Origin of the sequence: Mucilaginibacter sp. 22184, from assembly GCF_052045695.1 — a bacterium.
In the GTDB taxonomy this organism is placed as follows: domain Bacteria; phylum Bacteroidota; class Bacteroidia; order Sphingobacteriales; family Sphingobacteriaceae; genus Mucilaginibacter.
In genome coordinates this window covers 64358-89227 of the sequence record NZ_JBQEPI010000011.1, presented here as the reverse complement: position 1 = coordinate 89227, position 24870 = coordinate 64358, and the positions used below count along the sequence as shown (strand labels likewise).

The following is a 24870-nucleotide window of genomic DNA, read 5'->3' as shown; positions in this document are numbered from 1 at the left end:
CTTATGCGCTTTGAGGCAAGGCTAATAAATAATCCGGCATTGACTCGTCAGATACAGTTTTAACGTATTTATTACCATCCGGACAAAGAGCAGGGATCAGCGAAGTTTTATTGCCATATTCATCAATAATATAGGCATCCCCATCGGCATCCTTTATCCAATCATAAAGTTTTGCCCTTTCGGTAACTCCCTTTACATTAATACGTTCATTTACCCATTCTAATGAATCAATAGCTACATAAGGGTTTTTGTGCAGTTTAGCATCGGTTTTTATACAAAGAATACGTACAGACATCGGCTCATTCGTTTTTAATTAACAGGTTCTACAAAATTAAAACAAATGAGAATGAAGGGAAATAGGTGTTTTCACCCATTTTTTTTGCGTAAAACCCCCCGAAGTAGGCTAAAAGTCAAATAATTGACTATCGTTTAGTAAGTAAAATTTTAGCTTAAAGTTTATTAGATAATGCCCTTTGAAGCCGGGCGAAATTGAAGAAAACAGGAGGGGAGAGATAGATTTATAATAAAAGCCCTGATATTATTGATACCAGGGCTTTTATTGTGCTATTTACCAGCCAGTGCCTTTTTTGGCGTTACCGTTTTTGATATGCTCTTCGGCAGTTGCTTTGCCCATGATAGCTGCCATTTTATTACCAGCGCTATCTTTTCCAGTGGCTATGTACCTTCCTGATTTTACGTCGATAACAGGATCGATCATTGGTACATTTTTAGTTTTGGTTTTTACTGAATACGCGGTAATGCCGCTTCCTTTTTCTGTTGCCATGATAAGTTCTTTTGTTTTTAATAATTGTTAACCCCATTTAAACCGAATTGTTTCGGCTTTAGTTATAATTGGTAATTGTGCTGTAAACATGCATTAAAAATTTTTAAATCAAAATACCTGAAGTAAATATTTTGTTAACATATTTAATTTTTTGTTAATAACGTGTAAACTATAGTGTCTTCAAATACACCGTTAAAAAAGTGGTTTTCTTTGAAGTGTCCTTCCTTTACAAAGCTGTTTTTTTGAAGCAATTTTATCGAAGCAAGGTTGCCCGGACTTACATTAGCTTGTATGGAGTGCAGCCTCATGGGCCCAAAACCGTAATTAATAATGGTTTCTATGGCTTCCTGCATGATACCCATACCCTGGTAGGCCGGATTTAGGAGATATCCTATCTCGGCCCGGTAATTCTCTTTCTCAATACGCCAAAAACCTATGCTGCCGATGCACTCATGATCACCTTTAAGTGTAATGCACCAGGTAATACCATTATTGCCGCTTAGTAATTCGTTAATAACTTTTATCAGGTTAATGGCATCATCAATGGTTTTTGTGAGCGGGCGGGATATATATTGCATAATAACCGGATCTTTTCGCAGCTCAAAAAGCCTGGGCGCGTCGTCAAAAGTAAACCGGCGCAGTATCAAACGTTCGGTACTGAGAACAGGAAACGGGGTGAAGTTAAGTTCGAGCATAATAGAGAAGAAGGAGTTAAGAATCAAGACTCAAGATAACACAAAAGCCGAAATTTTGCATGATAAAGGGGGGGGAGACACCGGGCGCCTGGAATCACGAACATGTTAATTAGCTGATAGTGCAGAACGTTGTTTAGGCATCAGGCTGCTGTTAAACTTCAGGATGAGCTTAAACAGATCGGCATATTCGGTAAGCGGTAAAGTTTTGCTGATGTCAAAAACATCATGATAAGCCTTGATGCCACCCAGGGTATATATGAAAAAAGCGGGGACTCCTTTCTCTGTAAAATAATAATGATCGCTGTTGGCGGCTTTTCCGCGCGGGTTTACTTTTACCAGGTAATTACCCTGGCTGTTAATTTGTTTCAAAGCAGCAAACTCTTTGGGGTAAACGGTAGCGTTTACTACAGTTATGCCTTCAATACCGGTGCCGTCAAGATCCAAATTGATCAGGAAGCGGATATTTTTCAATGGAATTAAAGGATTATCGGTAAAATATTTAGAGCCCATCAGCCCGGCCTCTTCGCCCGAAAAGCAGATAAAAGCCATGCTATAGCACTGCGGATGGGCGCCATAGTATTTGGCCAGGCTTAACAATTGTGTAACCCCGCTGGCATTATCATTAGCCCCCGGAAAGTAAGTATTACCACCCATGCCCCCTAAATGATCATAATGCGCGGTGATAACCAATACCGAGTCGGGTTTGGAGGTGCCTTTGACAATGCCGCAGATGTTTGCCGTTTTATAATCGGGGATTAATTGGTTCTCGATATCGATCTGAATAGAAGCCGGTGTTTGTTTCACCGACTTTTTATCCATCTGTATCAGTGTATAATCAAGTACCTTGCCTTCAACAGACCAGGTGAGTTTATCTTGGAGCGACAGCACCACACGATTTTCCTTATCAACAAAGTGTGTACTATCAACCTGCTCCAGCTTACCCGCGCCGGTTACCCCTTTACTATCCGGACTTACAATATAATCTACACCTGGCCTGAGCTCTACATTATTGATCGCCACCTTCATTTTTCCCGGAAATGTATTCACCGGGTAGCTAAACTCCTGCAGGTAGTTTTTGTCGTCCATAGGTTTTAAACCATAAGTTTTAAACTGGCCTGCTAAAAAAGCGGCTGCCTTGTGTACCCCATCTTTGGTATAACCGCGGCCCCAAAAGCAGGGCGAAGTTAAAGTATCCACCATTTTACGGGCGAATACGGTGTCCTGGGCGAGCAGGCAGTTGACAGTTAGCAATAACAGAAATGTAAGTTTATATTTCATCTGTAACTATTCATATATACATTGTTATTCATTGAATGCTGTTTTAAGTGTGTTGGCTCCCCTCTTGAGAGGGGGTGTGCTGGATTTGCGCGGTGGCAGGGGTGTGTTTATTCATCAGCTCAGTAAAACACACCCCTCCACCCCTCTCAAGAGGGGAATCGCACACGCCCTTTCTTGAAAATTCCATTTAAACAAATCATAACTATTCACCGGAATAGTTACTTTCATCTTTTATAGTTAGCCCGGTTATATAAAACTATCGACTTCGCGGTAGGCTTTGATCAGGGCTAGCTCGCCTTCTTTACCGGCACCTGCCGTGCCATGTTCCATACCCAGCACGCCCTTATAGCCTTTATCATAAATATGTTTGAATATGTTTTTGTAATTAACCTCGCCCGTGCCGGGTTCTTTACGACCGGGATTATCGCCAATCTGGTAATAACCAATTTCGTCATAAACCCAATCAAGGGTGGGGATGATATTACCCTGGTTGCGCTGTACGTGATACATATCATACAGAATTTTACAAGAGGGGCTGCCTATCGCCTTACAGATGGCATAAGCCTGATCGGGCGTACGTAAAAACAAGTCGGGATTATCACTCAGGGGTTCCAGTACCATTACCAGGCCATGAGGTTCAATAATGGCGGTGCCTTTTTTTAGTGCTTCAATTACATTGCCCGTTTGTATACCGATGGGCAGGTTACGCACAAAATCGCCCGGAACAACGGTAACCAGCTTACCATTGATGCGTTTGGCCACCTCAACGGCTTCTTTACAGCTGGCAATAAACTTATCCAGGTATTCGGCTTTGCCCGATGCCAGCAGGTTGGTATCGTTACCTAAACCGGGTTGTACAAAAACACCCATGGCCATGCCCAGTTTGGCCAGCGTATCGCCAATTTTTTTCTGCTGATCAACCGGCCGGCGGGCCATCCCGTTATCTTCAATACTACGAAAGCCCTGGTCATATGCAAATTTGATCTGATCAATAAAATCGTCGCCGGCATGGTTTTTAAACATACCATCATGAATGCCATAGTTTAAATGAAAAGGTTTACCGTTATCGGGGGCGGAGGTTGCCGCTGCCGCGGGATCTGTTTTTAAAAGCCCGGTTGTTAATAGTGATGCACCTGCCAGTACAGAGTTTTGCACAAAGTTTCTGCGTTTCATAATAGGTAATTGGGATTTGAGGCAGCAATATAAAAAAAAGATGTGATTTTGGGTTTGGAGTACTGTTGTCCGCAGCGAGTTGCTTTTAACTCAAATAGCAGATAGGGGCGCCTTCAAACTTTCAGGATGAACACATTCGTGATTTTCCCCAAAAAATCGTACATTTGTATCACAAACGGAAAATTTATTGCTATTTCCCATATAGCCACCCGCTAATCAATCCTTGTTGACCAGGGTTCATTTTTATCCCCGCTGATACCGTTGCTGCCCGGAAATTAAATTGATGATCCTCCTCTTCATGCATATTCAGTTCGGTACAGAACTTTTGTTTAATTGATAGGGTTTTACAGGTTTTAACCGGGAGTAGCGCATTGTTTAACTAAATTTTTTAATCAATATGGCTAAATCGCAAGCAACCTTCATGAAAAAACAGCTCGAAAAAAACAGGCAAAAAAAGAAAGAAGAAAAAGAACTGCGTAAACAAGAGCGCCAGCAAAATAGCGGCGGTAGCGACCTGGAAAGCATGATGGCTTACGTTAATGAATTTGGCGAGATCGTATCGACCCCGCCCGAAAAGAAAGTATAAATTTCAACTTACAATGTATGTAGTGTAACACTTATAGTTTACACTGCATAAGCATTGTAAAGTACCTGTTTCCCGCACATTTTATAGCCTTCGCAGCAAGCGCATTACCTTAAAAATGGAATAGCCGGTTTGTAAACTACTGGCTTACCCTGATAACTCCTGAAAGCGTTAACCACCACAAAACAAGCATTTGATAAATAAAAAATGGAGGGGACGATCATTGCCGATTCTAATGATCCGATACCCAAAGTCATGTGGATAGGTGTAATGTGAAACACAAACATAACTATGAACAGGATATAACCCGCAAATATCAGTAAGCACCAGGATATTTGAAAGTTGAGTATTTTTTTGCCTGTATAATCAATATGCTTTATTTTATCTTTCTTGAGCATATACAAGGCAAGCGGTACAATAACACCCAACAAAGGGAACGCGAAAAAAGCTAATGCAGATAAATTTAAAAAAGTTAAAAAGCCCCGGTCTTCCTTTTCGGTCCATTCTATAAGGTCATTCGGGGTAACATTTAAAGCATTGGCCAAGCGTTTCAGCGTATCGCCCCTTGGTTCGGTCTCGCCGTTTTCAACCCTTTGTACTGTTCTTAAATTGAGTTGTGATGCGGTAGCTAACTGGTCCTGGCTTAAGCCCAAACGGATACGTAATTCTTTAATCTTTTTGGATAGGTCGGTTTCTTTCATTTTTTAATTGTTTGATATGGAGCAAAGGTATTTTACCGGTTTAAATTTCCTTGCGACATGCTTACGGCATTTATACGGCATTTGCGCCAAAACTGCTCCGGTATCTTCATTTTCTTACGGCAATTGTACGGCAATTATGTCTGCACGCATATTTGTTGAATACATACCGGCCCCATTTATTGCCTGGTTTTGCTAACCGCCTATAAATCAGTTTGTAAATATCATGACACTTTCTTGAACCTTTTGATAATTAATTTGTCATAACTTATATCGATATTTATAAATGGCCATAAAAATAAAACTTTGCCTGCTTGTGGCAGGTATGATGGCTGCCTCATGTTCAGGCAACCACAGTAATAACACAGATACCCTTGGTACCGCTGGTAAAAAAGATACGGCATTAGCCAACGCGGCCGACGCGCCGGTTGTAAATATGCAGTATTGCTTTTATCATACCGATGGTACCGCCGCCCAGGATACCACCACAGTTAATATACTGATCAATGGTGACCAGGTAACCGGGAAAATGAACTGGGTCCCGAAGGAAAAAGACGCGCGTAAGGGAACTATCAGCGGTAAGCTTAACGGCAACGCTATTAAAGCGCTATGGACATTTAGCCAGGAGGGTTCAAAAGATACCATGAGTGTTGAATTTCAGTTAAGAGGCAATGCCCTTGCCCAGAAGCCCTATAGTTATGATGCCAAAACCGGCAGACAGCAAACCAATACAAAAGCCGATTACAGCATAATTTACAACATGAAAAATTGTACTAATTAAGCCGAATAATTACATTAGCTTAAAAATAATAATGAAGAAAAGAGAAACCAGTATACTATACCTTGTATTAGGCTTGTACACGCTGATGATCAGCTGGTATTATAATCATTCGCTGATATTGCTGTTGATACACTATTTGTTTTGGCCGGTTTACCTGATTTATGAATTACTAATTGGCCACCTGGCCAATGGTATGTGGAAAACCATCCCGCTTTCGTATTTTAATTAAAAACGGGTATTTTTTGATATTGTTTATGTAAACCGGCCTATAGCCGGTTTTTTCGTATCTCAGGGCTTCATTGTGGGATATAAAAAAAGAGCGGCATTAATTGCCGCCCCTTTTCTGAACAAAACATATCATAGTTTTACACTTTTTCAACCACAACGGCAGTGCCGTAGGCCAGTACTTCGGTAATGCCCTGCATTACCTCATTGGCATCATAACGCATATTGATAATGCCGTTGGCGCCTAAGGCTTGTGCGTGTTGTACCAGAAGCTGGAAAGCTTCTTCGCGGGCATTTTCGCAAAGCTCTACATAAATGGAAAGCCTGCCGCCAAAAAGCGATTGAAAGCCACCTGCAATATTGCCTAAAGCGCTACGGCTGCGTACGGTAATGCCACGAACAACACCTAAATGTTTGGTGACGCGATAACCCTCTAAAGAGGTACTGGTAGTAATAAGTGAAGTATCCATTGTTTTTTAATTTTTGGTAATGATGTTTAGGTGAACCATTTAATAGGTTGCTATGTTTTACGATTAGATAAAACACAACCTGCATAATTACAAATAATCCTCTTTTTATTTTACCAGGCGCCCAGGGCTAAAACATTATATGTTTACCGGTAGGTGCACAGGTATGAACTTTGTACTTCAGTTTTAACCTTGAATACGGTATTTGCGTTTACCTCAAACTTTTGTCCGGCGGTAAAGGTTTGCCAGGCAGTTTCACCGGGTAATAAAGCTTCTAACTGGCCTTCTATAACGGTCATGGTTTCATGGCTTGATGTGCCAAACTCGTATTCGCCTTTTTCAATAACACCAATAGTACTCCTGCCATGTTCGGTTGTATAAGCCAGTGATTTAACCGCGCCTTCAAAATATTCATTAACGTTGATCATACTTAAAAAATTTAGGTCCCAATATGCTTAATTAAAATCAATTGTTTGATGATTTACAAACTTCAATTATATTGCCCACCCGGCGCCGAATGTTAAAATATGTGAAAAAAGCAACTTCGGTTGTAATTATTACTTCTTAAAAAGCGTTATTTGCATAAAATTTATATATGAAGAAAACTCAACTTATAATGCTGTTACTTTTATCAGCTATATGTATTCAAAGCTGTAAAAAGGACGTAACTACTTCTGCTTCTACAACTTCCGATAAAATACTGTCTGCTAGTATTAACAGTGTTGCGTGGAATCCGGATACGGTAAGCGCTGCTATAACTTATAATGCTGCCACTAAAACCAAGACTTTTTCTGTTGTTGGTATTGCTTTACAGAAAAAAGTAAGCATCAGCGTAGCTGTACCCAACAGCACAAATACCGCTGGTTTTCCATTCGCGACCTTTAAAGTTGATTCTGTTAACAACAAAGTTCAACTTGCTTATTATACTCAGACTGTAGTTAATGGCCCTTTTACCCAGATAGGTACCGTGGAGCCGGGATCGGGATCTGTTACTACAACCGCCATTGATTCGGTTAAAAAAGTGATAACAGGTACTTATTCATTTACATCTAAACAGGTTAATTATGATGGTAGTGGTAATATTATATCAATCAATATTCAACAAATACTATCAGGATCATTTACCAACTTGCCTTATACTTTTGTAACCAACTAAGGTGGTTTTTCATCTCATATTTAAGTTAAATCAGAAAATATATCCGGGGGTGTCAATTAGTCGATAGGCGCCTTACATATTTAAAAAGCCCGCTGTGAATTTTTCACAGCGGGCTTTTTGTTTTATAACGATCAAAACCAAATTACTGACCCGGACGCGTTGGCGTTGATGGGCTTGGGTTATTTGGCGTTGGACTTGGTGTTGACGGACTTGGCGTAGGCGAAGGCGTTGGATTAGGATTGGGTGTTGGTGTTGGACTTGGTGTTGACGGGCTTGGTGTTGGCATAGGTGTAGGACTCGGATTGGTTGGATCCGTTGGAGTAGGCGTAGGGGTTGGTGCAGGTGTAGGCGCCGGAGTTGGCGTTTTCGGTTCTTTTTTCTTCTTCTTTTTATCCGGAATGGTATCTGTAACCATCGTGATTGCCTTTATATTTGATCCCTTAACTTTTTGCAGGTTATCAACCTTGTGATTACCGGCAAACACCACAGAAGCCGCGAAGGTAAGCGCTACGGCTGCTGCTGTTATCCTTGAATTTTTCATAGTTTTTTCTTTAAATGATTTAAAAATTAACTAATATGATAACATGCGCAACCGGGAATGGTTTTAATTAATTGAAAATTATTTATGCATTGTATTGATAATTAGATTTTTATCACCAAATAAATATGATGTAAGATTGCTTTTCAAAAACGAATCCTCGCTTTTTATAAATCCAAACAAATACCCTTGTATGAGTATTTAGCTAGGGTATGGCATCATCAAAAAAATCAATTTACAGTGCGCTTGCGGCCAATTTGCTTATTGCGGTTACCAAATTTGCGGCGGGTGCCATAAGTAACAGCGCCGCCATGCTTTCTGAAGGCGTACACTCGCTTGTTGATACAGCAAACCAACTGCTGCTTTTACTGGGTTTGTACCGGAGCAAAAAGAAACCCGATACTAGGCATCCCTTTGGTTATGGCAAGGAATTGTATTTTTATTCGTTCATCGTATCTATACTCATTTTTGGCCTGGGTGGCGGTGTTTCCATTTACCAGGGTATCAACCACATCATCACTCCCGATGTGCCGGGTAACCCTATGTGGAGTTATATTGTACTTTGCTCATCGGTTTTGTTTGAGGGTACATCGTTTGTGATATCGGCAAAGGAGTTTAATAAATTGCGGGGCGATCAAACCTGGTGGCAGGCTATCACCAATAGTAAGGATCCATCAACTTTCCTGGTGCTTTTTGAAGATGGGGCCGCGGTTATCGGCTTGTTTATCGTGATGATCTGTTTATTCATCGGGCACCGCTATCACCTCGATTATTTGGATGGTGTAGCCTCCTTACTGGTGGGTTTGTTATTGGTTGGCGTATCTGTTATACTGGCACGGGAAAGCCGCAGTTTGCTGATGGGCGAGGGGATAAGCCAACAAACCAAGGCCCGCATCACCGAAATTGTGGAGCATGATGACGATGTATTAAAGTTGATGCATATCCTGTCAACTTATCAGTCGCCAAGCGAAATATTGCTGATGCTCATCATCGCTTTTAAACCCGATCTGGATACCGCACAGATCAATGAAGCCATTTCACGAATCCGCAACCGGGTAAAGGATGAGTACGGTTTGATCCATTTTGTGATCATCCAGCCGGATATTTACCTGGATAAAATAAGCCCGGATGTGCAAACGTATATTTAAGGTTTGTAAACAAACCACATACAAAGCATAATTCCGCATTCCGGAAACCGGGAAAGTTCAGATAAGGTGTCCTGAATAATTGAATTGTGCCAATTTCGCTCAATCAAATGATAAATACCTGAAATTTTAAGGTGTGAACGATCTGTACTTTTATAAACCATTATAAACGTGCCTGATTGTTAAACAAAATATCCCCTCAGTAAAATGATGAAACGTACTTTACTTTCTTTATTATTATTCTTTTCCATTTGTACTGTTAACGCTCAACAAGTATCAAATGATAGCGAAAAAGTTAAATGGTTTACCGATGCCCGTTTCGGGATGTTTATTCACTGGGGATTGTACAGCGCGGCCGAAGGGATATGGAAAGGCGAGCGCCTCAGAAACGGAAATAACTATGCAGAGTGGATCCGCTACCGTAACCGCATATCCGAAGAGGAATATGTGCAACTGGCCAAACGCTTTGATTGGGATAAGATAAACCCCGAACAGTGGGTATTACAGGCCAAAAAAGCAGGAATGAAATATATCCTCATCACCGCCAAACACCATGATGGTATAGCGATATGGAACTCCAAAGTAAGCGACAACAATTTAAGTAAATTGAGTGGTACCAACCGCGACGTATTGAAAGAACTGGCCGCCGCCTGCAAAAAACACGGCATGAAGCTGGGCTTTTATTATTCGCACTGGTTGGATTGGGAACACCCTGACGGCTGGGATCATAACCAGGAAATAACCGGCCGCGTTACCGACGAACAATACAATAAATACTGGCAGGGCAAGGTTTTGCCTCAACTGCGCGAACTGCTTACCAACTATGGCGACATTGCCATGATCTGGTTTGATATGTGGGTTGATTATAAAACCACCATTGTAAAAAAAGAACAGCTTGACCAGGTTATTAAACTGATACACGAGCTGCAACCGGCCTGTCTCATCAATTCAAGGTTGGGTTTTCCGGCAAGTTACCCGGGTATTAGTTTCGAAACCATGGGCGATAACCAGCTGGGCGCCGCTTACACCGATCATCCGTGGGAAACATCGGGCACCATTGCCAACTCATGGGGATACAATGCGCTGGAGAATGAATATAAATCTACCAGTCAGTTATTGCAATCGTTAATAGGTAACGTAAGCCTTAACGGAGGATTTACCCTGAACATCGGTCCGCGGGCAAATGGCGATGTGCCTTACGAAGACAAAACCCGGCTGGATGATATGGGCGCCTGGCTATCCAAAAACGGTGAATCGATTTATGGCTGCACCGGGCTTCAGTTGCGACCAGATCAGCACGACTGGGGACGGATAACCACAAAGAAACTGGATGGCAAACAGATGGTTTACCTGCAGGTGTACAACTGGCCGCTGGACAAAGTATTACGATTAACCGGCATCCTGTCGAAACCCGAAAAAGCCGAGCTGATAACCGATGCCGGTAAGGTTGCCCTAAACTTTACGCAATCGGGCCCGTATACCCATATCCAATTGCCGGATGCTGCCGGGGATCATTTTGTATCGGTGATCGCGCTGCAATATGCGCAACCACTTGCGTTGGATGAAAAGACGGTAGCCGAATCAACATTCGGAGGATTAGCGCTGACCGGTGATAATCTATCAGAAAAAACATCAGCCTACAAAAAAAAAGCGTTTGATGGCGTACGCCCCTCGCACCTGATCATTAACAATGATGGCTTGCTGACCTGGCAGGTTTATGTACCCGCTGCCGGAGCTTATAACGCCGATATATCCTACCATAACAATTCAAAAACAGCCACGCCGGTAAAAATTACCGCCGGTGATCAAAACCTGTCGGCATCATTAAAACCAACAGGAAAAGTGGTGGTAGAACCGCATGACAGTTATACCGATGAGTTTGTGAACGATAGGGTAGGCACGTTCAATTTCCCCAAAGAAGGTTTTTACAAGATCACTTTAAAAGCCGATTCAAAAGAACAGGATGAATTATGGCTGAACAGGATCTGGATAAATAAAAAATAAAATAGACACATGTGATGTGTCTCTATAAAAAATAAACGTAGAGACGTATCACATGCGTCTCTCTAAATGGCCTGTCACCCTGAGCTTGTCGAAGGGGCACGCGCAGCGGCCCAATCTTCCATGCTTCGACGGAGCTGAGCATCACAGCCATCAAAAGAGCCAGGGCCTTGTGCGATTCCTTCCCTCGGGAAGGGGAGGAAGGGGTTTGTTCGCCTTGTATGCGGCATAAACCCCTCCCTGTTACTACACAATCCTTACACCCCCCTCCCGTGGGGAGGGAATTAAAGATGAATGCTTAATCAGAAGCTTTTTGCTTTTATCATAGAGCTCAGCATAACAGTCTTTTCGGCTATGTTATTGCTAATCTAATGTCATTAAATGAATGTTATTTTAATATTAAGCAATTGTTAGTCTGATTTTTTTTATTTTCCGCTTTTTAAAAGTTCCCGGTATATATACAGATCGATCATAATACCCCGTCGACCTGATGCCGGAGAAACTAAAAGCAATGTGTTTTCATGGAAAATAAATTAAGGTTAGCCGAATATAAGGTGCTTTTATACAGGCTGTTTTTGGGGTATTTGTTTTATTTTATAGCAAGGGTGTTGTTTTTTGCTTTTAATACGCACCTGTTTGCGGTTGATACCCTTTGGGCGCTGCTTAAGTTATGCTACTACGGTATAGCCTTTGATACTACGGCCTTGTTGTATATCAATAGCCTATTTATTGTGCTTAGTGTTTTGCCATTAACTGTAAACACGCGGCCCGGGTTTCAAAAGGGCATGGCTATCCTGTATTTTGTTACCAATTTGCTGGCCTATGCCACCAACTTTGTTGATATTATTTACTATCGCTTTAGCCAGGTACGCTCAACCAAAGCAACGCTGGATGTATTGGCCGATGAGAATAACAAGAAATTGCTGTTTACTCATTTTTCCGAAGCATACTGGTATGTGATCCTCCTGTTTATACTGTGCTCATTTTGCTGGATTGGGTTGTACAAGCAGGTAAAGGTAAAACCAGCCGGGGTAACCGATAGGAAAGTATATTTCCTGTCATCTGTAGCCTCATTCCTTATTTTTCTCACACTTGTTATTGGCGGTATCCGGGGCGATTTCGCGCATAGTACACGGCCTATCAACATGGTGGATGCCTATAAACACGTTACCATACCCAACCAGGGCGATATTGTGCTCAATACCCCTTTTTCTGTTTTCAGGACCTTACACAGCAACAACTACAAGCTCCAGCACTGGACAGACGAAGCGTATATAACCACCAATCTTAAGCCGTTAAAACAATACAATTCGCATCCGGCCAGTAAACCCAATGTGGTGATCATTATACTGGAGAGTATGGCCCGCGAATATTGGGGCAGCATGAACCGCGATGTAAACATCCCAGGCTTTAAATCATACACCCCGTTTTTAGATTCACTATCCAACAGCAGCCTTATATTTACCAATGCCTATGCTACGGGCAGGCAGTCCATCCACGCCATGTCGTCGGTATTGGCGGGCATCCCATCGTTTCAGAATGCTTTTACCTCATCGCCTTATGCCAAGCAAAAGATCCAGTCGGTAGTATCCATTTGTGATAGCATGGGGTATCAGACTTCGTTCTTTCACGGTGCGGCAAACGGTTCAATGGGTTTCCAGGGTTTTGGCAGTATCCTGGGATATCAACACTATTACGGTCGTACAGAATACAATAATGATAAAGATTTTGACGGCATCTGGGGTATCTGGGACGAGCATTTTTTCCAGTTTATGGGGCGCACGCTTACACAGCAAAAACAGCCCTTTATGGCTACGCTGTTCACCCTGTCGTCACATGATCCTTACCAACTGCCCGAAAAATATAAGACAAGGTTTAAAGGCGGCCCGCTGGCTATTGACAAATGCGTTCAGTATACCGACAATTCCCTGCGCATCTTTTTCAATTATGCCAAAACGCAGCCCTGGTTCCAGAATACCATATTTGTGATCACTGCCGACCATACCAGCCAAACCTACTATCCAGAATACAGCAAACAGGTAAACCGCTTTGCAGTGCCCATTCTGTTTTACAGCGCCAATAGCGCTTATAAGCTCCTGGGCGTGCGTACAGACCTGGCTTCGCAAATGGATATCTATCCAACAGTAGTTGATCTGATAGGCTATAACAAGCCATTCAGGTCATGGGGGCGCAGCCTGGTAAGCAACCTGCCAACCGAAACACCGAGGATCATCAATTCCCTGGGCAATATCTACCAGTTGATGGAGGGTAATTATACCTACCTGTTTGATGGAAAAAATATCACCGGCATATTCGCAGTTACCGATAAAGGTTTAGAGAAAAACCTGGCTGGTGGACAGCTTAATCCCGAAATGCAAAAGGGCGTGATGGACTGCAAAGCCCTCATCCAGGATTATGCCGACAGGATAGTAAACCGCAGACTGGCGGCGAATTAAAGCTTAGCGGTGATCAGCGCGGCTCCTTCCGTATCGATCTGCACGTGGCAATTGCTTACGGATATGTGGTGCTTAAATTTGCCAACCGATTCGATCCAGTCCCGGGAAGTACAAACCGGCGCGTTGATCTGTACCGATTCTACCAGTATTTCGTCGCCATCAAGAATAAGGCGCCAGCACTGATCCTGGCCATTGCTATCGGTATTGTATCGTATTTTAACCTGGCTGTATGGTTTATTCATGTTGTATAGCGAATTGGTTTAAACAGGAACGGCAAGGTATCCGGGCTTATTATGGCAGTTGGCCGGGCATCAAAAATGTTACAGATAGGTTTGGGGTTGATAGTCTATAGACCATGGTCCATAGTCGATAGTCCATGGAAGGGTTATTGCGGAAATCACAAATAAAGTAGGCCTGTCAGTCTGAGCTTGTCGAAGACTCGTTCGCAGAGGCGCTGCCTGCCATGCTTCAACGCGGCTCAATATGCCGGTCAAAAGCCAAAGCCCTGTGCGATTTCTTCCCTCAGGAAGAGGAGGAAGGGGTTTAAGGAATAGGACAAGCGTTAGCCCTGCTATCACAAGCATGTCGCGTGTGCATCTGATTTATATACCAATCGAACATACGAGCCAGGCATGCGCCAGTTATAGGGTATTTGCCCTGTATAATAGGGTATTTAACGGCAAAAAGATATAATTGGTCGAATATTTGGTAAAACGAAATGTTGTATATATAAATAATATATAGTTTGGCATGAATTAAATTTGTGCTGAAGCGATGAAACCTAAACCCGTGCTCAAAAAAATCTACCTGGTATTATTTGCCTTTACGGTATTAATAGCCGCTACCATTAACAGTTGTAAAAAAGATGCGCGCACCCAACAACAGCAGTCCGCCATTACCGATCCGGCTGTTTTACAGGCCAAAAATTGGTATAACAATACCTATATGACTGCTACCGTCAATAAATCGGTCAATAGCGCCGTAAATGCGGATGATTACACACCCTTAAATTTTGCAAAAAATACAAAAGCTGATTGGGGTAGTGCTGTAGGCTATCACCGGTTTAGCGACGACGTTTTAGAGATACCGATTGACCCGGCTGCCCCTGTACAGGCCGATTTGAAAAACCTGCAAACCAATGAATACTTTAAAAAAGAGTACAGTAAACTGTCCTACCTCATTTTAAAACAGGGCGAAAACTACCGCGCATTTATCATGCTGGTAATAGCCGACTCTGCCTACATCAAAAATAACCCGGCAAAACTCAGCAATAATAAATACAACAAAAAGGATGATGACTTTGGCGGAACAGTATTGTATTTTACCCCGGGCGGTAAAATAGTAAGCGGATGGTTTTATAAAAATGGGGCGCTCGCCGGTCGCCTGTTAACCCAGGCATCGTCTTCTGGTAATACTGATGGATCAAAACAGGTACAGGCCATAAAAACCAATATGTTTGTAGAGCAGTGCGATGCATGGTCCATTTCTTTATGGGACCAAACGGGTACCTACATTATAACAACTTATACCGGTGTGGATTGTAAACAAGTTTATATACCTACAGGTGGGGGCGGCGGCGGCGGTGGCAATAGTGGAGACGGTTCCGGAACCGTTACCGGCAGCCCATTTGACCCTTGTGCCGGCGTACATGCTGTTTCACCGGGCAAAACAGCGGTTAATAGTACCAAACAGGTAAATATTGTTGATCCGAACCCGCCATGGGGATCACCGGACCCGGGCTTCCCCCCACCTGAGCCTCCATCAAGTAATCCGTGTACAGTGAATTCAAATACGCCTTTTACTATTAAAACTGATAGTTTAGCTAAACATTTTCCTTGTGCGGTAAAATTGATTATAAATAACTTAGGAGAATGTGGGGTTTATACAAATTTAGTGGCGGCATTTACAAAAACAAGTAAACCGGATCTAACTTGGCAGGATGGGGCTTTGTCTTGGTCAACTTCATCAAGTGGAACTTTTGAATTAGGTCACACTAGCCTCGACCCAACTTCTGGTATAGGTCAATCCTCTATTATTACACTTAATAGCAGTATGCTAAAAAATAGCTCCCGATTATTAATAGCAGCTGCAGCTATACACGAAACTTTACATGCTTATATTAATTATAGCGTTAATACTGGGGTAGATGGGATAACACATGGGTATCCTACGGGTGATTCTTGGTTTTATGGAATCGATACATGGATAGCTTTAAATGGTCTTCCTCCTAATTACTCAAACCATCTTGATATGATAGCTGATTATTTTGATAAAGCTGTAACTGCATTAAAAACATGGGATAATGGAGCACATACAGATAAGGAATATCAAATGGCCACACTATTTGGATTAGATAATGGAAGGGACGGGACTTCGGCTCAACAAGCACAACTACAAACGGAATTCAACTCATTGTTAACAAAGTATAGCATCACAGCGGCAGATCTTAATACTTTTAATATAACAAATTTGAATGCTACTATAGATAAATTACCAACGAGCGGTTGTAATTAGTCACAATAAATCATTTTAACATGCAGAAGTTACTTTTTATTATCTTATTCTTTGTTTCAGTTAATGCGTTCGCACAAGAAAATAAAAAAATAGATTCCTTATTCTATTTACTCGATACCGCTAAAACATCTGCTGCCAATCGGATGTGGAGTATCAATAGTGAAAAAAACTCAATATATAAAAATTACACTATAGAATGCTCCTGTCTTAGGTATGGCGGGAAACCAACCTTTTTTTATAATATTGAGGGAAAAGATAATGGGATCTTTCTTGATAAGAAAAAGCTAAACACCATAAAGCTAACCAGCATTCGTACTTTAATAGTTACATCAAAACGGATTGATACTACTGATAGACGCGATTATGCCATTTTTCTGATTGAACCCAATAGGGGAGGATATATGATGCATGAGGTTGACTTTATTAATCCAACAACACATATCACATCGCTCCCCGACGTGATAATTGCAAAGCCTGATAACAGTGCCTTCGAGATAAAAGGATTAATACAGGCAAACTCCAAAGACCTCGCAAAATATTACAACAAATCGGTAATCACCATGGGGAGTATTGTAAATAGAATTGTTGACAATAATATGGTTTTGTTAATTATGGGAGCCGATTATCCTAATCAGGATTTTACGATCATGATCAGAGGAGAAAACAATATCAATAAATTCGAACCGGACTTTTTGCTTAAAGGCAAAAACAGATTAGTAAAAGTGACCGGGAAAGTATTTGAGTATAAGGGAAAACCAACTATAGAGATAAGTAACGAAAATCAAATTCAGCAAGTCCGGAGGAAATAAAAGACAGGTTTAATTCCATGCATATGACCACACGCGAGACACTTGTGGTAGCAGCAGGAGCAATGGATAAATAAATATTGTAGAATTACATTGGAATCAATTCATGAAATCACTGGCCGTTATCATCTTATTACAGCTTGTTATAGCATTTAACATCAATGCGCAACCCAAGCTAAAATTGTACGGTGGTAAAAATCACGATCAGTTTTTAGGTTACCTTAGCTATATCGAGAATGATGAATTAAACTCGATATGGAGTCAATTCAGTGATTATGGCGCTACGCATAGCGCCAAATCTATATGGAATGAAAACGGTATTTATGGCAGTAAAACGAGTGATTACTCGTCGTTTAATATCAATGCGAAATATCCGCCGCAGGTATTGGATAGGAATGGCAAATTTTATGGGTATTTAACTATCAATAAAAATAATCCCAAGCGTTCGCATAGTGGAATGGCTGATGAAATTTGTAACAATAGGGATAGGATTTTAGAAGAAGGCGTTGAAGAATATACAGAAATGTTCCACACTATTCATTGTGGCGCCGTGTATGAAGTTAATCCAATCGTTTTTAAACCCGTAATAAAATAAAAAGGAGATCCGAATGCTTGCGGCAGCAGGAGACGGCATTTGTAGCCCCTAAGTATAAAAAGTGGGTTTACATGTAAACCCACTTTTTAATGGCTAAATTTTTATAAATATTTGATTATGAATACATTAAATAGGTTTTGACCATTAAATGTGTAAACCATGTAAACCCACTTTTTAATAGAATATTCTCCATTAACGCAAGTGTTACGCTAAAGGGGCACTGCATCTGCAAGGAGCGGAACCGGCTTTTTAGCTCCGCTTTTCAACATCTTTAATTCGGCTACAATAATAAAGCTCACGATCACCAGGAAGCCCCAGGAGCTTATTTTTTGATAGTTCACCATGGCCCAGCCATGATGCTGGTATGCATATTTCCAGGCGCCGAGCAGGGTGGCTATGTTTTCGGCCAGCCATATAAAAAAGCCGATGAGCAGGAATGAAAGGATGGTAGGCATGCGGTAAAGCTTGCCTTTCAGCTCAAATATTACTACCGATCGCCAGAAAAAGTAAAGGATGAGTAAGCCGATGAGGTAACGCACATCATAGATGAATTTATTGGTGAAAAAATTAAGATAGATAAGCGCCCCTATAATGCGGGCTGTAGGGTGATGTGGCCAGTAAATGATGTTGAGTTTAAGCCTTCGCCAGGCCTGGCATAGGTAACTGGCTACGCTGGCGTACATAAAACCGCTGTACAAAGGCACGCCAAAAACTTTGGTATAGGCAAACTCCGGATAGGCCCAGGAGCCATAATGTACTTTAAACAGTTCCATCCCCAGGCCCAGGAGATGGAACACACAGATCACCAATACCTCGTCTTTGGTTTCGATTTTGGTGTAGTACATGATGATTTGTATCGATACGCAGGCTATCAGCATAAAATCATACCGGGGGATAACCGGCTTAAATAAATGCGAAACTGCCAGCATCGCAAAAACCAATACCGGGAACAGACAGGATAAGGCTTCCTGCTTAACAAATGTGAGAAAATGATCAATTTTAAGTCTGGAGCCTTGAGCCCGAAGTCTTCGGTTAGGTTTAGGTTGAAAGTCCATAATGAAGATTGTTTTTTGCGAGGTATTAAAAATCAGACTCAAGACTCCATACTTAAAATTTGTGATTTATAGGTCGCGGGCAGCAGCGCATCGCGTAAAAAAGAGGTCAGCCTTATTAGTTTTAAAAATTTGTATCCCCATAGTACAAGTCGTAACCAGGCCACGGTATTTAACCGTAAATGCGTACGAACCTCTTGTGGTGTCACCAGTAATTGCGCCTGTTTGAGTACCTGGTAACGTACGCCACCCAAATGACGGCGGTATTGCCGGTACAGGTCGGCAGTAAACTCACTGCGAACCAGGTTTTGCCGCAGGTGCTCGCGGCGCATATCCAGAAATTCCGAATAGGTGGCAGGCAAGCCGGTAAGCTGCATCCGGGTGCCCACGCGTTTAAATACGGCAAAAGTCTGGGCTTTCTCCAGCAAGGTAAGGGGGCGTTCCAGCAGTTCGTAGGAACTGATAGAAAGGTCGATCAGGAGGAATAACACATCCCGATAGGCCCAGTCGGGTATCTGTGTTCCCCGGCCGGCTTCAACACCCCGATGAATGGCCGTAATTTGGTCAATAGCCCGCAGAGCCGCGTCGCGTTCCGAAAAAATGATCTGGCGTGAATAGGCTACAGTAGAGAACAGCCTGGCCAGCGGATCGGCCGGGAGTTTACCGGTAAAATATAGCCAGTCGACTGCCTTGTTCAGGGAAAACTCAGCCGCAGCTCCCGCGAAAATAAACAGGATGGTATCGGCTTTACCCCAGATCTTACGTACTATAGAACGCTCATCTACAAAATATTCCATGATTTAATTTTTTAGGGTTTCTGATTTTTTGCCCGCCTGCAACTGGCTGGGTTCGGCATTGTTCAATGATGATGATAAGTACAAAGGCGCAGGTATAGCATAGGATATCCATCCATGAAAAGGAACTGCCTAAAAGCAGCCTGATGATTTTTGAATTTTGCAATCCCAACAAGTGGGTTAGATGAAAATATTGCGAAACTTCTATAGTGTAAGCTACCAGCAGAGCGTATATCGCGGCTTTAAGCACCAGCATATTAAAAAAACTTTTGATGAGGCAATAAAGAAATAGTACGGCCAGGAAATCTCCGCCATACGGCCTGATGATGTTGTCATGCACGTACCTGGCAATTATAGCCTCCAATAATAAAAGCAATAGTGCGGGTGAAAAATATCGATATGATTTTGTCATTAAAAAGTACTTTGTAATTCAAAGTAATTAATAAAGAATTGGAATTCCAAATGAAATTGGAAATAAGGCTCCGTATCAGGAAATCAGGAATTGGATTTTAATACTTTTTAAAGCTTTTAAAACCCATCAAAAATTTGTTAAAAAGTGTTAAAATGGCGTTAAAATTTAGTTAAAATGCCCAAAAGTGAAATGTTTTTACCCTGTTTTTGACTAAAAAAGTGTTAAAATTTAAGGTTTAAAAAGTTTTGGAGCGATGTAAGAAGAGGTTAAATGCTTACGCTCCTGGTTTTTTGAGGAGGATCTTGTTTGTTATCAAAAGCGGTATAAAATATAGAAGAGGGCAAAACAATCTCAGGGTACCGGTCATAAAAGTAGGCCTTTTGCGATGGTAATCTGAAAGCATCACAAACTCTGTTGCTGAAGGTTTTAACCTGTATTAGCTCGTCACGGCGTCGTATGTTAATGATCTGTTGCGGCCGGCCATTTACTTCGTAGCTATAGTTTAGTTCTATGGAATCGAAATATATATCTTCTTCGGTTCCGTATTGATATACCTCCAGGGCATGAGCTATTTTTTGATTTCGTTTTTTGACAATAAGATAAATACCCACGGCAATTAAAAGCAGTACAGCCATGGCCGCTATAATACCCGCAAAAGCAGCTGCAACAATACTTATCGGGATACCGAACGCGAGTATAAATATAATCCCGATAGGGAAACCGGTTTTATAAAAAAGCCTGATCCGGTTACTTTGTTCCTCGCTTAGTAGTCTTAAATTGCTCATAAGGTAAATTTTTAGCTTTAACAGTATCTGGCAAAAGTTGTTTGTGATTAAGGGTATAAATTAAGTTGAAAAAAAAGTTTTGTACGAGCAAACCGATGTACAATGCCTATCGTATATGTACTTGTAAACCAATTGATAGAAGCTAATATTTAAAACTGTATTATTGACATTAATATTTTTTTATTTTCAATAATTTTTTTATTTTAGTATTACCGTAAAACCTGAAATGAACGTCATTATTTATAAATGTAGTAAAGCCTTATGGCTTGTTGGTATCATTATACCCTTTGCTATTGCGTTTATATGTGTTGTTGATATTAACGCTTATAATTGGCCTGGTGTTTTGCCGGTGATAGCTGTTCTTAGTGCTATAGCTGTATATTATTGCAGGCAATGCTTTACTTACGATCTGAAAGATAAAGCCGCTTTGCAGATCGACCATGAAAAGTTGATTTATCATATTGAAAACAAAGTTATTTATTGGGAAGATGTTACAGACATCAGCTGTGGGAAAATGCGTGGGCAGGGTATGTCGATCTTTTTTACTGTAAAGGGCGAGGGTATCCGGAACAGTTGTATTTGTGTAACTACTGATCTGATAGCGGGCAGTGATAAGGAAATTTATAATGATATTATAGAACGCTACATAGCGGTTAAAATCAAAACTATGCCTCCTTTTACTGATCAGAAAACCCTGGTGGGTTGAGCGTATAATTCCGGGCAGATATTATTAATGTGTTTGAGTGCTGTTTATGAGGGGTGATCTGATGCTCATTGACCTCTGTTTTGATAATATCCACAACGTTGTAACTTTTCCACAATCCCGTAAATGCGCAGCCAATGCATTAACTTTACCCGATTAATAAAAGGAGTAACCGCTTGGCTAAAGACACTACCAAAGAAACCCCCTTAATGCAGCAATACAACGCCATAAAGGCTAAGTATCCCGGAGCTCTGCTGCTATTTCGTGTGGGCGATTTTTACGAAACCTTTGGCGAAGATGCCGTTAAAGCATCGGGTATCCTGGGCATTGTGCTCACACGCCGGGCCAATGGGGCCGCCACGCATATCGAACTGGCTGGCTTTCCGCATCATTCATTAGAGACTTATCTGCCAAAACTGGTTAGGGCAGGTCAGCGTGTAGCCATCTGCGATCAGCTGGAAGATCCAAAGACTACCAAAACCATTGTAAAACGGGGAGTTACGGAACTGGTTACCCCTGGTGTGGCTACCAATGACAATATACTGCACCAAAAGACCAATAATTACCTGGCGTCGCTTCATTTTGAAAAAAATACCATAGGCATTGCCCTTATTGATATTTCGACGGGGGAGTTTATGACTGCCCAGGGTAACAGCGATTATATTGATAAGCTGTTGCAAAGTTTTTCGCCAAGTGAGGTTATCTACCCCAAAAGCCGCTCCAAGGATTTTAAGGATACCTATGGCGATCGTTTTTATACCTATGCGCTTGACGAATGGCCCTACAGCGGTGATTATGCCAACGAAACGCTGTTAAAGCATTTCGGTGTAAAATCGCTCAAAGGTTTTGGTATTGATAAACTTAACCTGGGTATTATCGCCGCAGGTGTGGCTATCCACTACCTCAACGAGACCGAACATCGTAATCTACAGCATATATCATCTATATCCCGTATTGAGGAAGATAGATATCTGTGGCTCGACAGGTTTAGTATCCGCAACCTGGAGTTAATTGGTTCTGCTAATGAGAATGCTAAGACCCTGGTTGATGTGCTTGATCAAACCAGTTCACCCATGGGAGCACGTTTGCTGCGTCGGTGGATAGTGATGCCGCTGAAAGAAATAAAACCGATCAACGACCGCCTGGGTGTAGTGGAATACCTGATAGCGCAGGAGGAACTGCGTGAGGAGCTGCAGCAATACATCCGCCAGATAGGCGACCTGGAAAGGCTCATTTCTAAAATTGGTTTGCAAAAAGCCAATCCGCGTGAGGTATGCCAGCTAAAAAAAGCGTTGATGGCTATCGGTTCTATCAAAAAAATAGCTGAAACATCAGAGAGTCAGCCACTCCGGGCTATTGGCGAACAGCTTAACCCCTGTGTGCTGATATGCGAAAAGATAGAAAAAGAGCTGCATCCTGAGCCACCGGTTATGATAGTAAAAGGATCAGTAATGAACGAGGGGATCGATGAAGAGTTAGACAGGCTGCGTAAGATAGCCTTTGGGGGTAAAGGATACCTGCTGGAGATACAAAAGCGTGAGGCCGAAGCAACAGGCATTCCATCGCTCAAAGTATCGTTCAATAACGTATTTGGTTATTACCTGGAGGTTACACACAGCCACCGTGATAAAGTGCCATCGGAGTGGATCCGTAAGCAAACTTTGGTGAATGCCGAGCGCTATATTACCCCCGAACTAAAAGAATACGAAGAGCAGATATTAGGTGCCGAAGAAAAAATACTGGCACTGGAAACACGTTTATATAACGATCTGCTATATGCGCTTACTGAATATATTAAACCCATACAGCTGAATGCACAGCTGATAGCCCGTTTGGATGTGCTGCTTAACTTTGCTACCATATCGATCAAAAACTATTATGTAAAGCCCGAAATAAGCGATAGCAAACAGTTGGATATCAAGGGTGGACGTCACCCGGTGATCGAAAAGAACCTGCCACTGGGCGAGTCGTACATCACCAATGATGTGTACCTCGATTCGGAGTCGCAACAGATCATCATTATTACCGGCCCCAACATGGCGGGTAAATCGGCCTTGTTACGGCAAACCGGCTTGATTGTACTAATGGCCCAGATGGGTTGTTTTGTGCCTGCTAAATCAGCTTCTATTGGTTTGGTGGATAAGATATTTACCCGTGTAGGTGCATCGGATAACCTTTCATCCGGCGAATCAACCTTTATGGTAGAGATGAACGAGACAGCCAGCATTCTGAATAACCTGTCAGATCGTAGCCTGATCCTGCTGGATGAGATCGGTCGCGGTACATCAACATATGATGGTATTTCCATTGCCTGGTCAATTGCCGAGTATTTGCATAATCACCCTTCGGCCAAAGCCAAAACGTTGTTTGCTACCCACTATCACGAGCTGAACGAATTGAGCAACAGCTTTAACCGCATCAAAAACTTTAATGTTTCGGTAAAAGAGGTTGGTCACCAGATCATTTTCCTGCGTAAGCTGGTGCCTGGCGGCAGTGAGCACAGTTTCGGTATCCATGTGGCCAAACTGGCTGGTATGCCGCCAAAAGTGCTCACCCGTGCCAATGAGATATTAAAAAAACTGGAAAACGAGCGTACCGGTGGCGAACATATTAAGGAGAGTATCCGAAAAGTGCAAAAGCAAGCCGTGCAGATGCAGATGTTCTCCATAGATGATCCGGTACTGGTAAAAATCCGTGATACCCTGAATAACCTGGATGTAAATACCCTTACACCGGTAGAGGCCCTGATGAAACTGGATGAGATACAGCGTGTAATCAAAAGTTAAGGCCGGATTATTTTCGATACATGGTCAATGAGGCCTCAGATTTCTTTTTATAAATATCAATCATGATCATCATCTGTGTATCTCCGAATTGATAATATAAAGAAGAGTTTGGATCGTCGGATTTAAGAATAAGCGGGTATTTAATTTGTTTGATCAGGGCGATCATAAAAGCTTTATTTGCTGTAGTATACCTTACAGAATGATGAGCTTTCTCGTAGCCGATCATTTCTACATTAGGTGTATTCGCGTTTTTGAAATATCGATCCTCAGGAAAGGGCCCGTCGTTTTTTACAAAACTAAAGGGTTTTGAGGTGATATAGGCTTCTACATCTTTTTCACCTAAAAGATGCAGGAGGTTATTAAATGATATGCTTTGACTGTGGGATTTTAAGCAAAATAAAAAGCAGGGTATCAGGAAAAGTATCTTTTTCATTTTTTAATTA

General features: G+C 41.9%; 27 protein-coding genes. 12 read left to right on the top strand and 15 right to left on the bottom strand.

The features are described from left to right. Position 1: 1 nt before the first annotated feature. The 5 genes from ACTJKG_RS23245 to ACTJKG_RS23225 all read right to left on the bottom strand — a co-directional run bounded on the left by ACTJKG_RS23245 (position 2) and on the right by ACTJKG_RS23225 (position 3930). Positions 2 to 295, bottom strand: a complete 294-nt coding sequence (locus ACTJKG_RS23245; RefSeq protein WP_172336775.1) for a hypothetical protein — start codon at positions 293 to 295, stop codon at positions 2 to 4. 273 nt (positions 296 to 568) lie between these two features. After that, positions 569 to 784, bottom strand: a complete 216-nt coding sequence (locus tag ACTJKG_RS23240) for a hypothetical protein (RefSeq protein WP_166088316.1) — start codon at positions 782 to 784, stop codon at positions 569 to 571. A gap of 143 nt (positions 785 to 927) precedes the next feature. Continuing rightward, positions 928 to 1479 carry a GNAT family N-acetyltransferase gene (locus tag ACTJKG_RS23235; protein ID WP_172336776.1) on the bottom strand — a complete coding sequence of 184 codons (552 nt, stop codon included), beginning with the start codon at positions 1477 to 1479 and terminating at the stop codon, positions 928 to 930. A gap of 105 nt (positions 1480 to 1584) precedes the next feature. Next, complete coding sequence (locus ACTJKG_RS23230) at positions 1585 to 2757, bottom strand: M28 family metallopeptidase (protein WP_440740530.1); 1173 nt, start codon at positions 2755 to 2757, stop codon at positions 1585 to 1587. Positions 2758 to 3003: 246 nt separating this feature from the next. Beyond that, positions 3004 to 3930 (bottom strand): hydroxypyruvate isomerase family protein, encoded by a 927-nt coding sequence (locus tag ACTJKG_RS23225; RefSeq protein ID WP_440740529.1) that lies wholly within the window; start codon positions 3928 to 3930, stop codon positions 3004 to 3006. Between the two features lie 421 nt (positions 3931 to 4351). Here ACTJKG_RS23225 and ACTJKG_RS23220 point away from each other — a divergent pair, with 421 nt between their 5' ends. After that, entirely contained in the window at positions 4352 to 4516 is a 165-nt protein-coding gene (locus ACTJKG_RS23220; protein WP_440740528.1) for a hypothetical protein, read from the top strand. 104 nt (positions 4517 to 4620) lie between these two features. On the opposite strand, the gene ACTJKG_RS23215 is transcribed toward ACTJKG_RS23220, so the two are convergent. Then, entirely contained in the window at positions 4621 to 5214 is a 594-nt protein-coding gene (locus tag ACTJKG_RS23215; protein WP_172336779.1) for a helix-turn-helix domain-containing protein, read from the bottom strand. 283 nt (positions 5215 to 5497) lie between these two features. Here ACTJKG_RS23215 and ACTJKG_RS23210 point away from each other — a divergent pair, with 283 nt between their 5' ends. Together ACTJKG_RS23210 and ACTJKG_RS23205 are read left to right on the top strand one after the other, a co-directional pair. Then, positions 5498 to 5992, top strand: a complete 495-nt coding sequence (locus ACTJKG_RS23210; RefSeq protein WP_440740527.1) for a hypothetical protein — start codon at positions 5498 to 5500, stop codon at positions 5990 to 5992. A 31-nt stretch (positions 5993 to 6023) separates the two neighbouring features. Then, positions 6024 to 6221 (top strand): hypothetical protein, encoded by a 198-nt coding sequence (locus ACTJKG_RS23205; protein ID WP_172336781.1) that lies wholly within the window; start codon positions 6024 to 6026, stop codon positions 6219 to 6221. Positions 6222 to 6357: 136 nt separating this feature from the next. On the opposite strand, the gene ACTJKG_RS23200 is transcribed toward ACTJKG_RS23205, so the two are convergent. Next, positions 6358 to 6687, bottom strand: a complete 330-nt coding sequence (locus ACTJKG_RS23200) for a YbjQ family protein (protein WP_172336782.1) — start codon at positions 6685 to 6687, stop codon at positions 6358 to 6360. Between the two features lie 143 nt (positions 6688 to 6830). Then, positions 6831 to 7112, bottom strand: a complete 282-nt coding sequence (locus ACTJKG_RS23195) for a pyrimidine/purine nucleoside phosphorylase (RefSeq protein WP_172336783.1) — start codon at positions 7110 to 7112, stop codon at positions 6831 to 6833. Between the two features lie 167 nt (positions 7113 to 7279). On the opposite strand from ACTJKG_RS23195, the gene ACTJKG_RS23190 reads away from it, so the two are divergent. Then, entirely contained in the window at positions 7280 to 7840 is a 561-nt protein-coding gene (locus ACTJKG_RS23190; RefSeq protein WP_172336784.1) for a hypothetical protein, read from the top strand. Positions 7841 to 7982: 142 nt separating this feature from the next. Here the strand turns inward: ACTJKG_RS23190 and ACTJKG_RS23185 are convergent, their stop codons facing one another. Further along, complete coding sequence (locus ACTJKG_RS23185) at positions 7983 to 8381, bottom strand: hypothetical protein (RefSeq protein ID WP_440740526.1); 399 nt, start codon at positions 8379 to 8381, stop codon at positions 7983 to 7985. A gap of 209 nt (positions 8382 to 8590) precedes the next feature. Between ACTJKG_RS23185 and ACTJKG_RS23180 the strand changes: the two genes are divergently transcribed. The 3 genes from ACTJKG_RS23180 to ACTJKG_RS23170 all read left to right on the top strand — a co-directional run bounded on the left by ACTJKG_RS23180 (position 8591) and on the right by ACTJKG_RS23170 (position 13980). After that, entirely contained in the window at positions 8591 to 9526 is a 936-nt protein-coding gene (locus ACTJKG_RS23180; RefSeq protein ID WP_172336785.1) for a cation diffusion facilitator family transporter, read from the top strand. Positions 9527 to 9730: 204 nt separating this feature from the next. Beyond that, positions 9731 to 11527: an alpha-L-fucosidase gene (locus ACTJKG_RS23175; protein ID WP_440740525.1), complete on the top strand. Its 1797-nt coding sequence runs from the start codon at positions 9731 to 9733 to the stop codon at positions 11525 to 11527. A 518-nt stretch (positions 11528 to 12045) separates the two neighbouring features. Continuing rightward, complete coding sequence (locus tag ACTJKG_RS23170) at positions 12046 to 13980, top strand: LTA synthase family protein (protein ID WP_172336786.1); 1935 nt, start codon at positions 12046 to 12048, stop codon at positions 13978 to 13980. On the opposite strand, the gene ACTJKG_RS23165 is transcribed toward ACTJKG_RS23170, so the two are convergent. Further along, a complete protein-coding gene (locus ACTJKG_RS23165) occupies positions 13977 to 14222 on the bottom strand; it encodes a hypothetical protein (protein WP_172336787.1) in 246 nt (81 codons plus the stop codon). The two genes, ACTJKG_RS23170 and ACTJKG_RS23165, sit on opposite strands and share 4 nt — an antisense overlap. Before the next feature lie 532 nt (positions 14223 to 14754). On the opposite strand from ACTJKG_RS23165, the gene ACTJKG_RS23160 reads away from it, so the two are divergent. The 3 genes from ACTJKG_RS23160 to ACTJKG_RS23150 all read left to right on the top strand — a co-directional run bounded on the left by ACTJKG_RS23160 (position 14755) and on the right by ACTJKG_RS23150 (position 17895). Further along, positions 14755 to 16494, top strand: coding sequence for a hypothetical protein (locus ACTJKG_RS23160; RefSeq protein ID WP_440740524.1), 1740 nt, complete (start codon positions 14755 to 14757; stop codon positions 16492 to 16494). Positions 16495 to 16514: 20 nt separating this feature from the next. After that, positions 16515 to 17303: a hypothetical protein gene (locus tag ACTJKG_RS23155; protein ID WP_172336789.1), complete on the top strand. Its 789-nt coding sequence runs from the start codon at positions 16515 to 16517 to the stop codon at positions 17301 to 17303. A 103-nt stretch (positions 17304 to 17406) separates the two neighbouring features. After that, positions 17407 to 17895 (top strand): hypothetical protein, encoded by a 489-nt coding sequence (locus tag ACTJKG_RS23150; RefSeq protein WP_172336790.1) that lies wholly within the window; start codon positions 17407 to 17409, stop codon positions 17893 to 17895. Between the two features lie 209 nt (positions 17896 to 18104). On the opposite strand, the gene ACTJKG_RS23145 is transcribed toward ACTJKG_RS23150, so the two are convergent. From ACTJKG_RS23145 to ACTJKG_RS23130, 4 genes are all read right to left on the bottom strand, one after another. After that, complete coding sequence (locus ACTJKG_RS23145; protein ID WP_172336791.1) at positions 18105 to 18950, bottom strand: DUF817 domain-containing protein; 846 nt, start codon at positions 18948 to 18950, stop codon at positions 18105 to 18107. A gap of 38 nt (positions 18951 to 18988) precedes the next feature. Next, positions 18989 to 19744: an oxygenase MpaB family protein gene (locus ACTJKG_RS23140; protein ID WP_440740523.1), complete on the bottom strand. Its 756-nt coding sequence runs from the start codon at positions 19742 to 19744 to the stop codon at positions 18989 to 18991. After that, positions 19725 to 20153 carry a DUF2809 domain-containing protein gene (locus ACTJKG_RS23135; protein WP_440740522.1) on the bottom strand — a complete coding sequence of 143 codons (429 nt, stop codon included), beginning with the start codon at positions 20151 to 20153 and terminating at the stop codon, positions 19725 to 19727. The genes ACTJKG_RS23140 and ACTJKG_RS23135 overlap by 20 nt, the downstream gene beginning before the upstream one ends. Before the next feature lie 266 nt (positions 20154 to 20419). Continuing rightward, the gene (locus ACTJKG_RS23130; RefSeq protein ID WP_172336794.1) at positions 20420 to 20938 is read right to left on the bottom strand and encodes a hypothetical protein; all 519 of its coding nucleotides are present in this window, start codon (positions 20936 to 20938) and stop codon (positions 20420 to 20422) included. Between the two features lie 226 nt (positions 20939 to 21164). Here ACTJKG_RS23130 and ACTJKG_RS23125 point away from each other — a divergent pair, with 226 nt between their 5' ends. Both ACTJKG_RS23125 and mutS read left to right on the top strand, forming a co-directional pair. After that, on the top strand, positions 21165 to 21644 hold the full coding sequence (locus ACTJKG_RS23125) for a hypothetical protein (protein ID WP_440740521.1): 480 nt from the start codon (positions 21165 to 21167) through the stop codon (positions 21642 to 21644). A gap of 173 nt (positions 21645 to 21817) precedes the next feature. Beyond that, a complete protein-coding gene (mutS, locus tag ACTJKG_RS23120; protein ID WP_440740520.1) occupies positions 21818 to 24427 on the top strand; it encodes a DNA mismatch repair protein MutS in 2610 nt (869 codons plus the stop codon). A 7-nt stretch (positions 24428 to 24434) separates the two neighbouring features. Here mutS and ACTJKG_RS23115 read toward each other — a convergent pair whose 3' ends face one another. After that, a complete protein-coding gene (locus ACTJKG_RS23115) occupies positions 24435 to 24860 on the bottom strand; it encodes a hypothetical protein (RefSeq protein ID WP_440740519.1) in 426 nt (141 codons plus the stop codon). Positions 24861 to 24870: the final 10 nt, after the last annotated feature.

Bases quoted from the DNA above. Each gene is read 5' to 3' on its own strand.
- ACTJKG_RS23180 (WP_172336785.1), top strand. From the start codon at position 8,591: ATGGCATCATCAAAAAAATCAATTTACAGTGCGCTTGCGGCCAATTTG.
- ACTJKG_RS23235 (WP_172336776.1), bottom strand. From the start codon at position 1,479: ATGCTCGAACTTAACTTCACCCCGTTTCCTGTTCTCAGTACCGAACGT.
- ACTJKG_RS23150 (WP_172336790.1), top strand. From the start codon at position 17,407: ATGAAATCACTGGCCGTTATCATCTTATTACAGCTTGTTATAGCATTT.
- ACTJKG_RS23115 (WP_440740519.1), bottom strand. From the start codon at position 24,860: ATGAAAAAGATACTTTTCCTGATACCCTGCTTTTTATTTTGCTTAAAA.
- ACTJKG_RS23205 (WP_172336781.1), top strand. From the start codon at position 6,024: ATGAAGAAAAGAGAAACCAGTATACTATACCTTGTATTAGGCTTGTAC.
- ACTJKG_RS23245 (WP_172336775.1), bottom strand. From the start codon at position 295: ATGTCTGTACGTATTCTTTGTATAAAAACCGATGCTAAACTGCACAAA.
- ACTJKG_RS23155 (WP_172336789.1), top strand. From the start codon at position 16,515: ATGCAGAAGTTACTTTTTATTATCTTATTCTTTGTTTCAGTTAATGCG.
- ACTJKG_RS23135 (WP_440740522.1), bottom strand. From the start codon at position 20,153: ATGACAAAATCATATCGATATTTTTCACCCGCACTATTGCTTTTATTA.
- ACTJKG_RS23160 (WP_440740524.1), top strand. From the start codon at position 14,755: ATGAAACCTAAACCCGTGCTCAAAAAAATCTACCTGGTATTATTTGCC.
- ACTJKG_RS23130 (WP_172336794.1), bottom strand. From the start codon at position 20,938: ATGAGCAATTTAAGACTACTAAGCGAGGAACAAAGTAACCGGATCAGG.
- ACTJKG_RS23190 (WP_172336784.1), top strand. From the start codon at position 7,280: ATGAAGAAAACTCAACTTATAATGCTGTTACTTTTATCAGCTATATGT.
- ACTJKG_RS23185 (WP_440740526.1), bottom strand. From the start codon at position 8,381: ATGAAAAATTCAAGGATAACAGCAGCAGCCGTAGCGCTTACCTTCGCG.
- ACTJKG_RS23230 (WP_440740530.1), bottom strand. From the start codon at position 2,757: ATGAAATATAAACTTACATTTCTGTTATTGCTAACTGTCAACTGCCTG.
- ACTJKG_RS23170 (WP_172336786.1), top strand. From the start codon at position 12,046: ATGGAAAATAAATTAAGGTTAGCCGAATATAAGGTGCTTTTATACAGG.
- ACTJKG_RS23125 (WP_440740521.1), top strand. From the start codon at position 21,165: ATGAACGTCATTATTTATAAATGTAGTAAAGCCTTATGGCTTGTTGGT.
- ACTJKG_RS23220 (WP_440740528.1), top strand. From the start codon at position 4,352: ATGAAAAAACAGCTCGAAAAAAACAGGCAAAAAAAGAAAGAAGAAAAA.
- ACTJKG_RS23165 (WP_172336787.1), bottom strand. From the start codon at position 14,222: ATGAATAAACCATACAGCCAGGTTAAAATACGATACAATACCGATAGC.
- ACTJKG_RS23145 (WP_172336791.1), bottom strand. From the start codon at position 18,950: ATGGACTTTCAACCTAAACCTAACCGAAGACTTCGGGCTCAAGGCTCC.
- ACTJKG_RS23215 (WP_172336779.1), bottom strand. From the start codon at position 5,214: ATGAAAGAAACCGACCTATCCAAAAAGATTAAAGAATTACGTATCCGT.
- ACTJKG_RS23240 (WP_166088316.1), bottom strand. From the start codon at position 784: ATGGCAACAGAAAAAGGAAGCGGCATTACCGCGTATTCAGTAAAAACC.
- ACTJKG_RS23195 (WP_172336783.1), bottom strand. From the start codon at position 7,112: ATGATCAACGTTAATGAATATTTTGAAGGCGCGGTTAAATCACTGGCT.
- ACTJKG_RS23200 (WP_172336782.1), bottom strand. From the start codon at position 6,687: ATGGATACTTCACTTATTACTACCAGTACCTCTTTAGAGGGTTATCGC.
- ACTJKG_RS23210 (WP_440740527.1), top strand. From the start codon at position 5,498: ATGGCCATAAAAATAAAACTTTGCCTGCTTGTGGCAGGTATGATGGCT.
- ACTJKG_RS23140 (WP_440740523.1), bottom strand. From the start codon at position 19,744: ATGGAATATTTTGTAGATGAGCGTTCTATAGTACGTAAGATCTGGGGT.
- ACTJKG_RS23225 (WP_440740529.1), bottom strand. From the start codon at position 3,930: ATGAAACGCAGAAACTTTGTGCAAAACTCTGTACTGGCAGGTGCATCA.
- ACTJKG_RS23175 (WP_440740525.1), top strand. From the start codon at position 9,731: ATGATGAAACGTACTTTACTTTCTTTATTATTATTCTTTTCCATTTGT.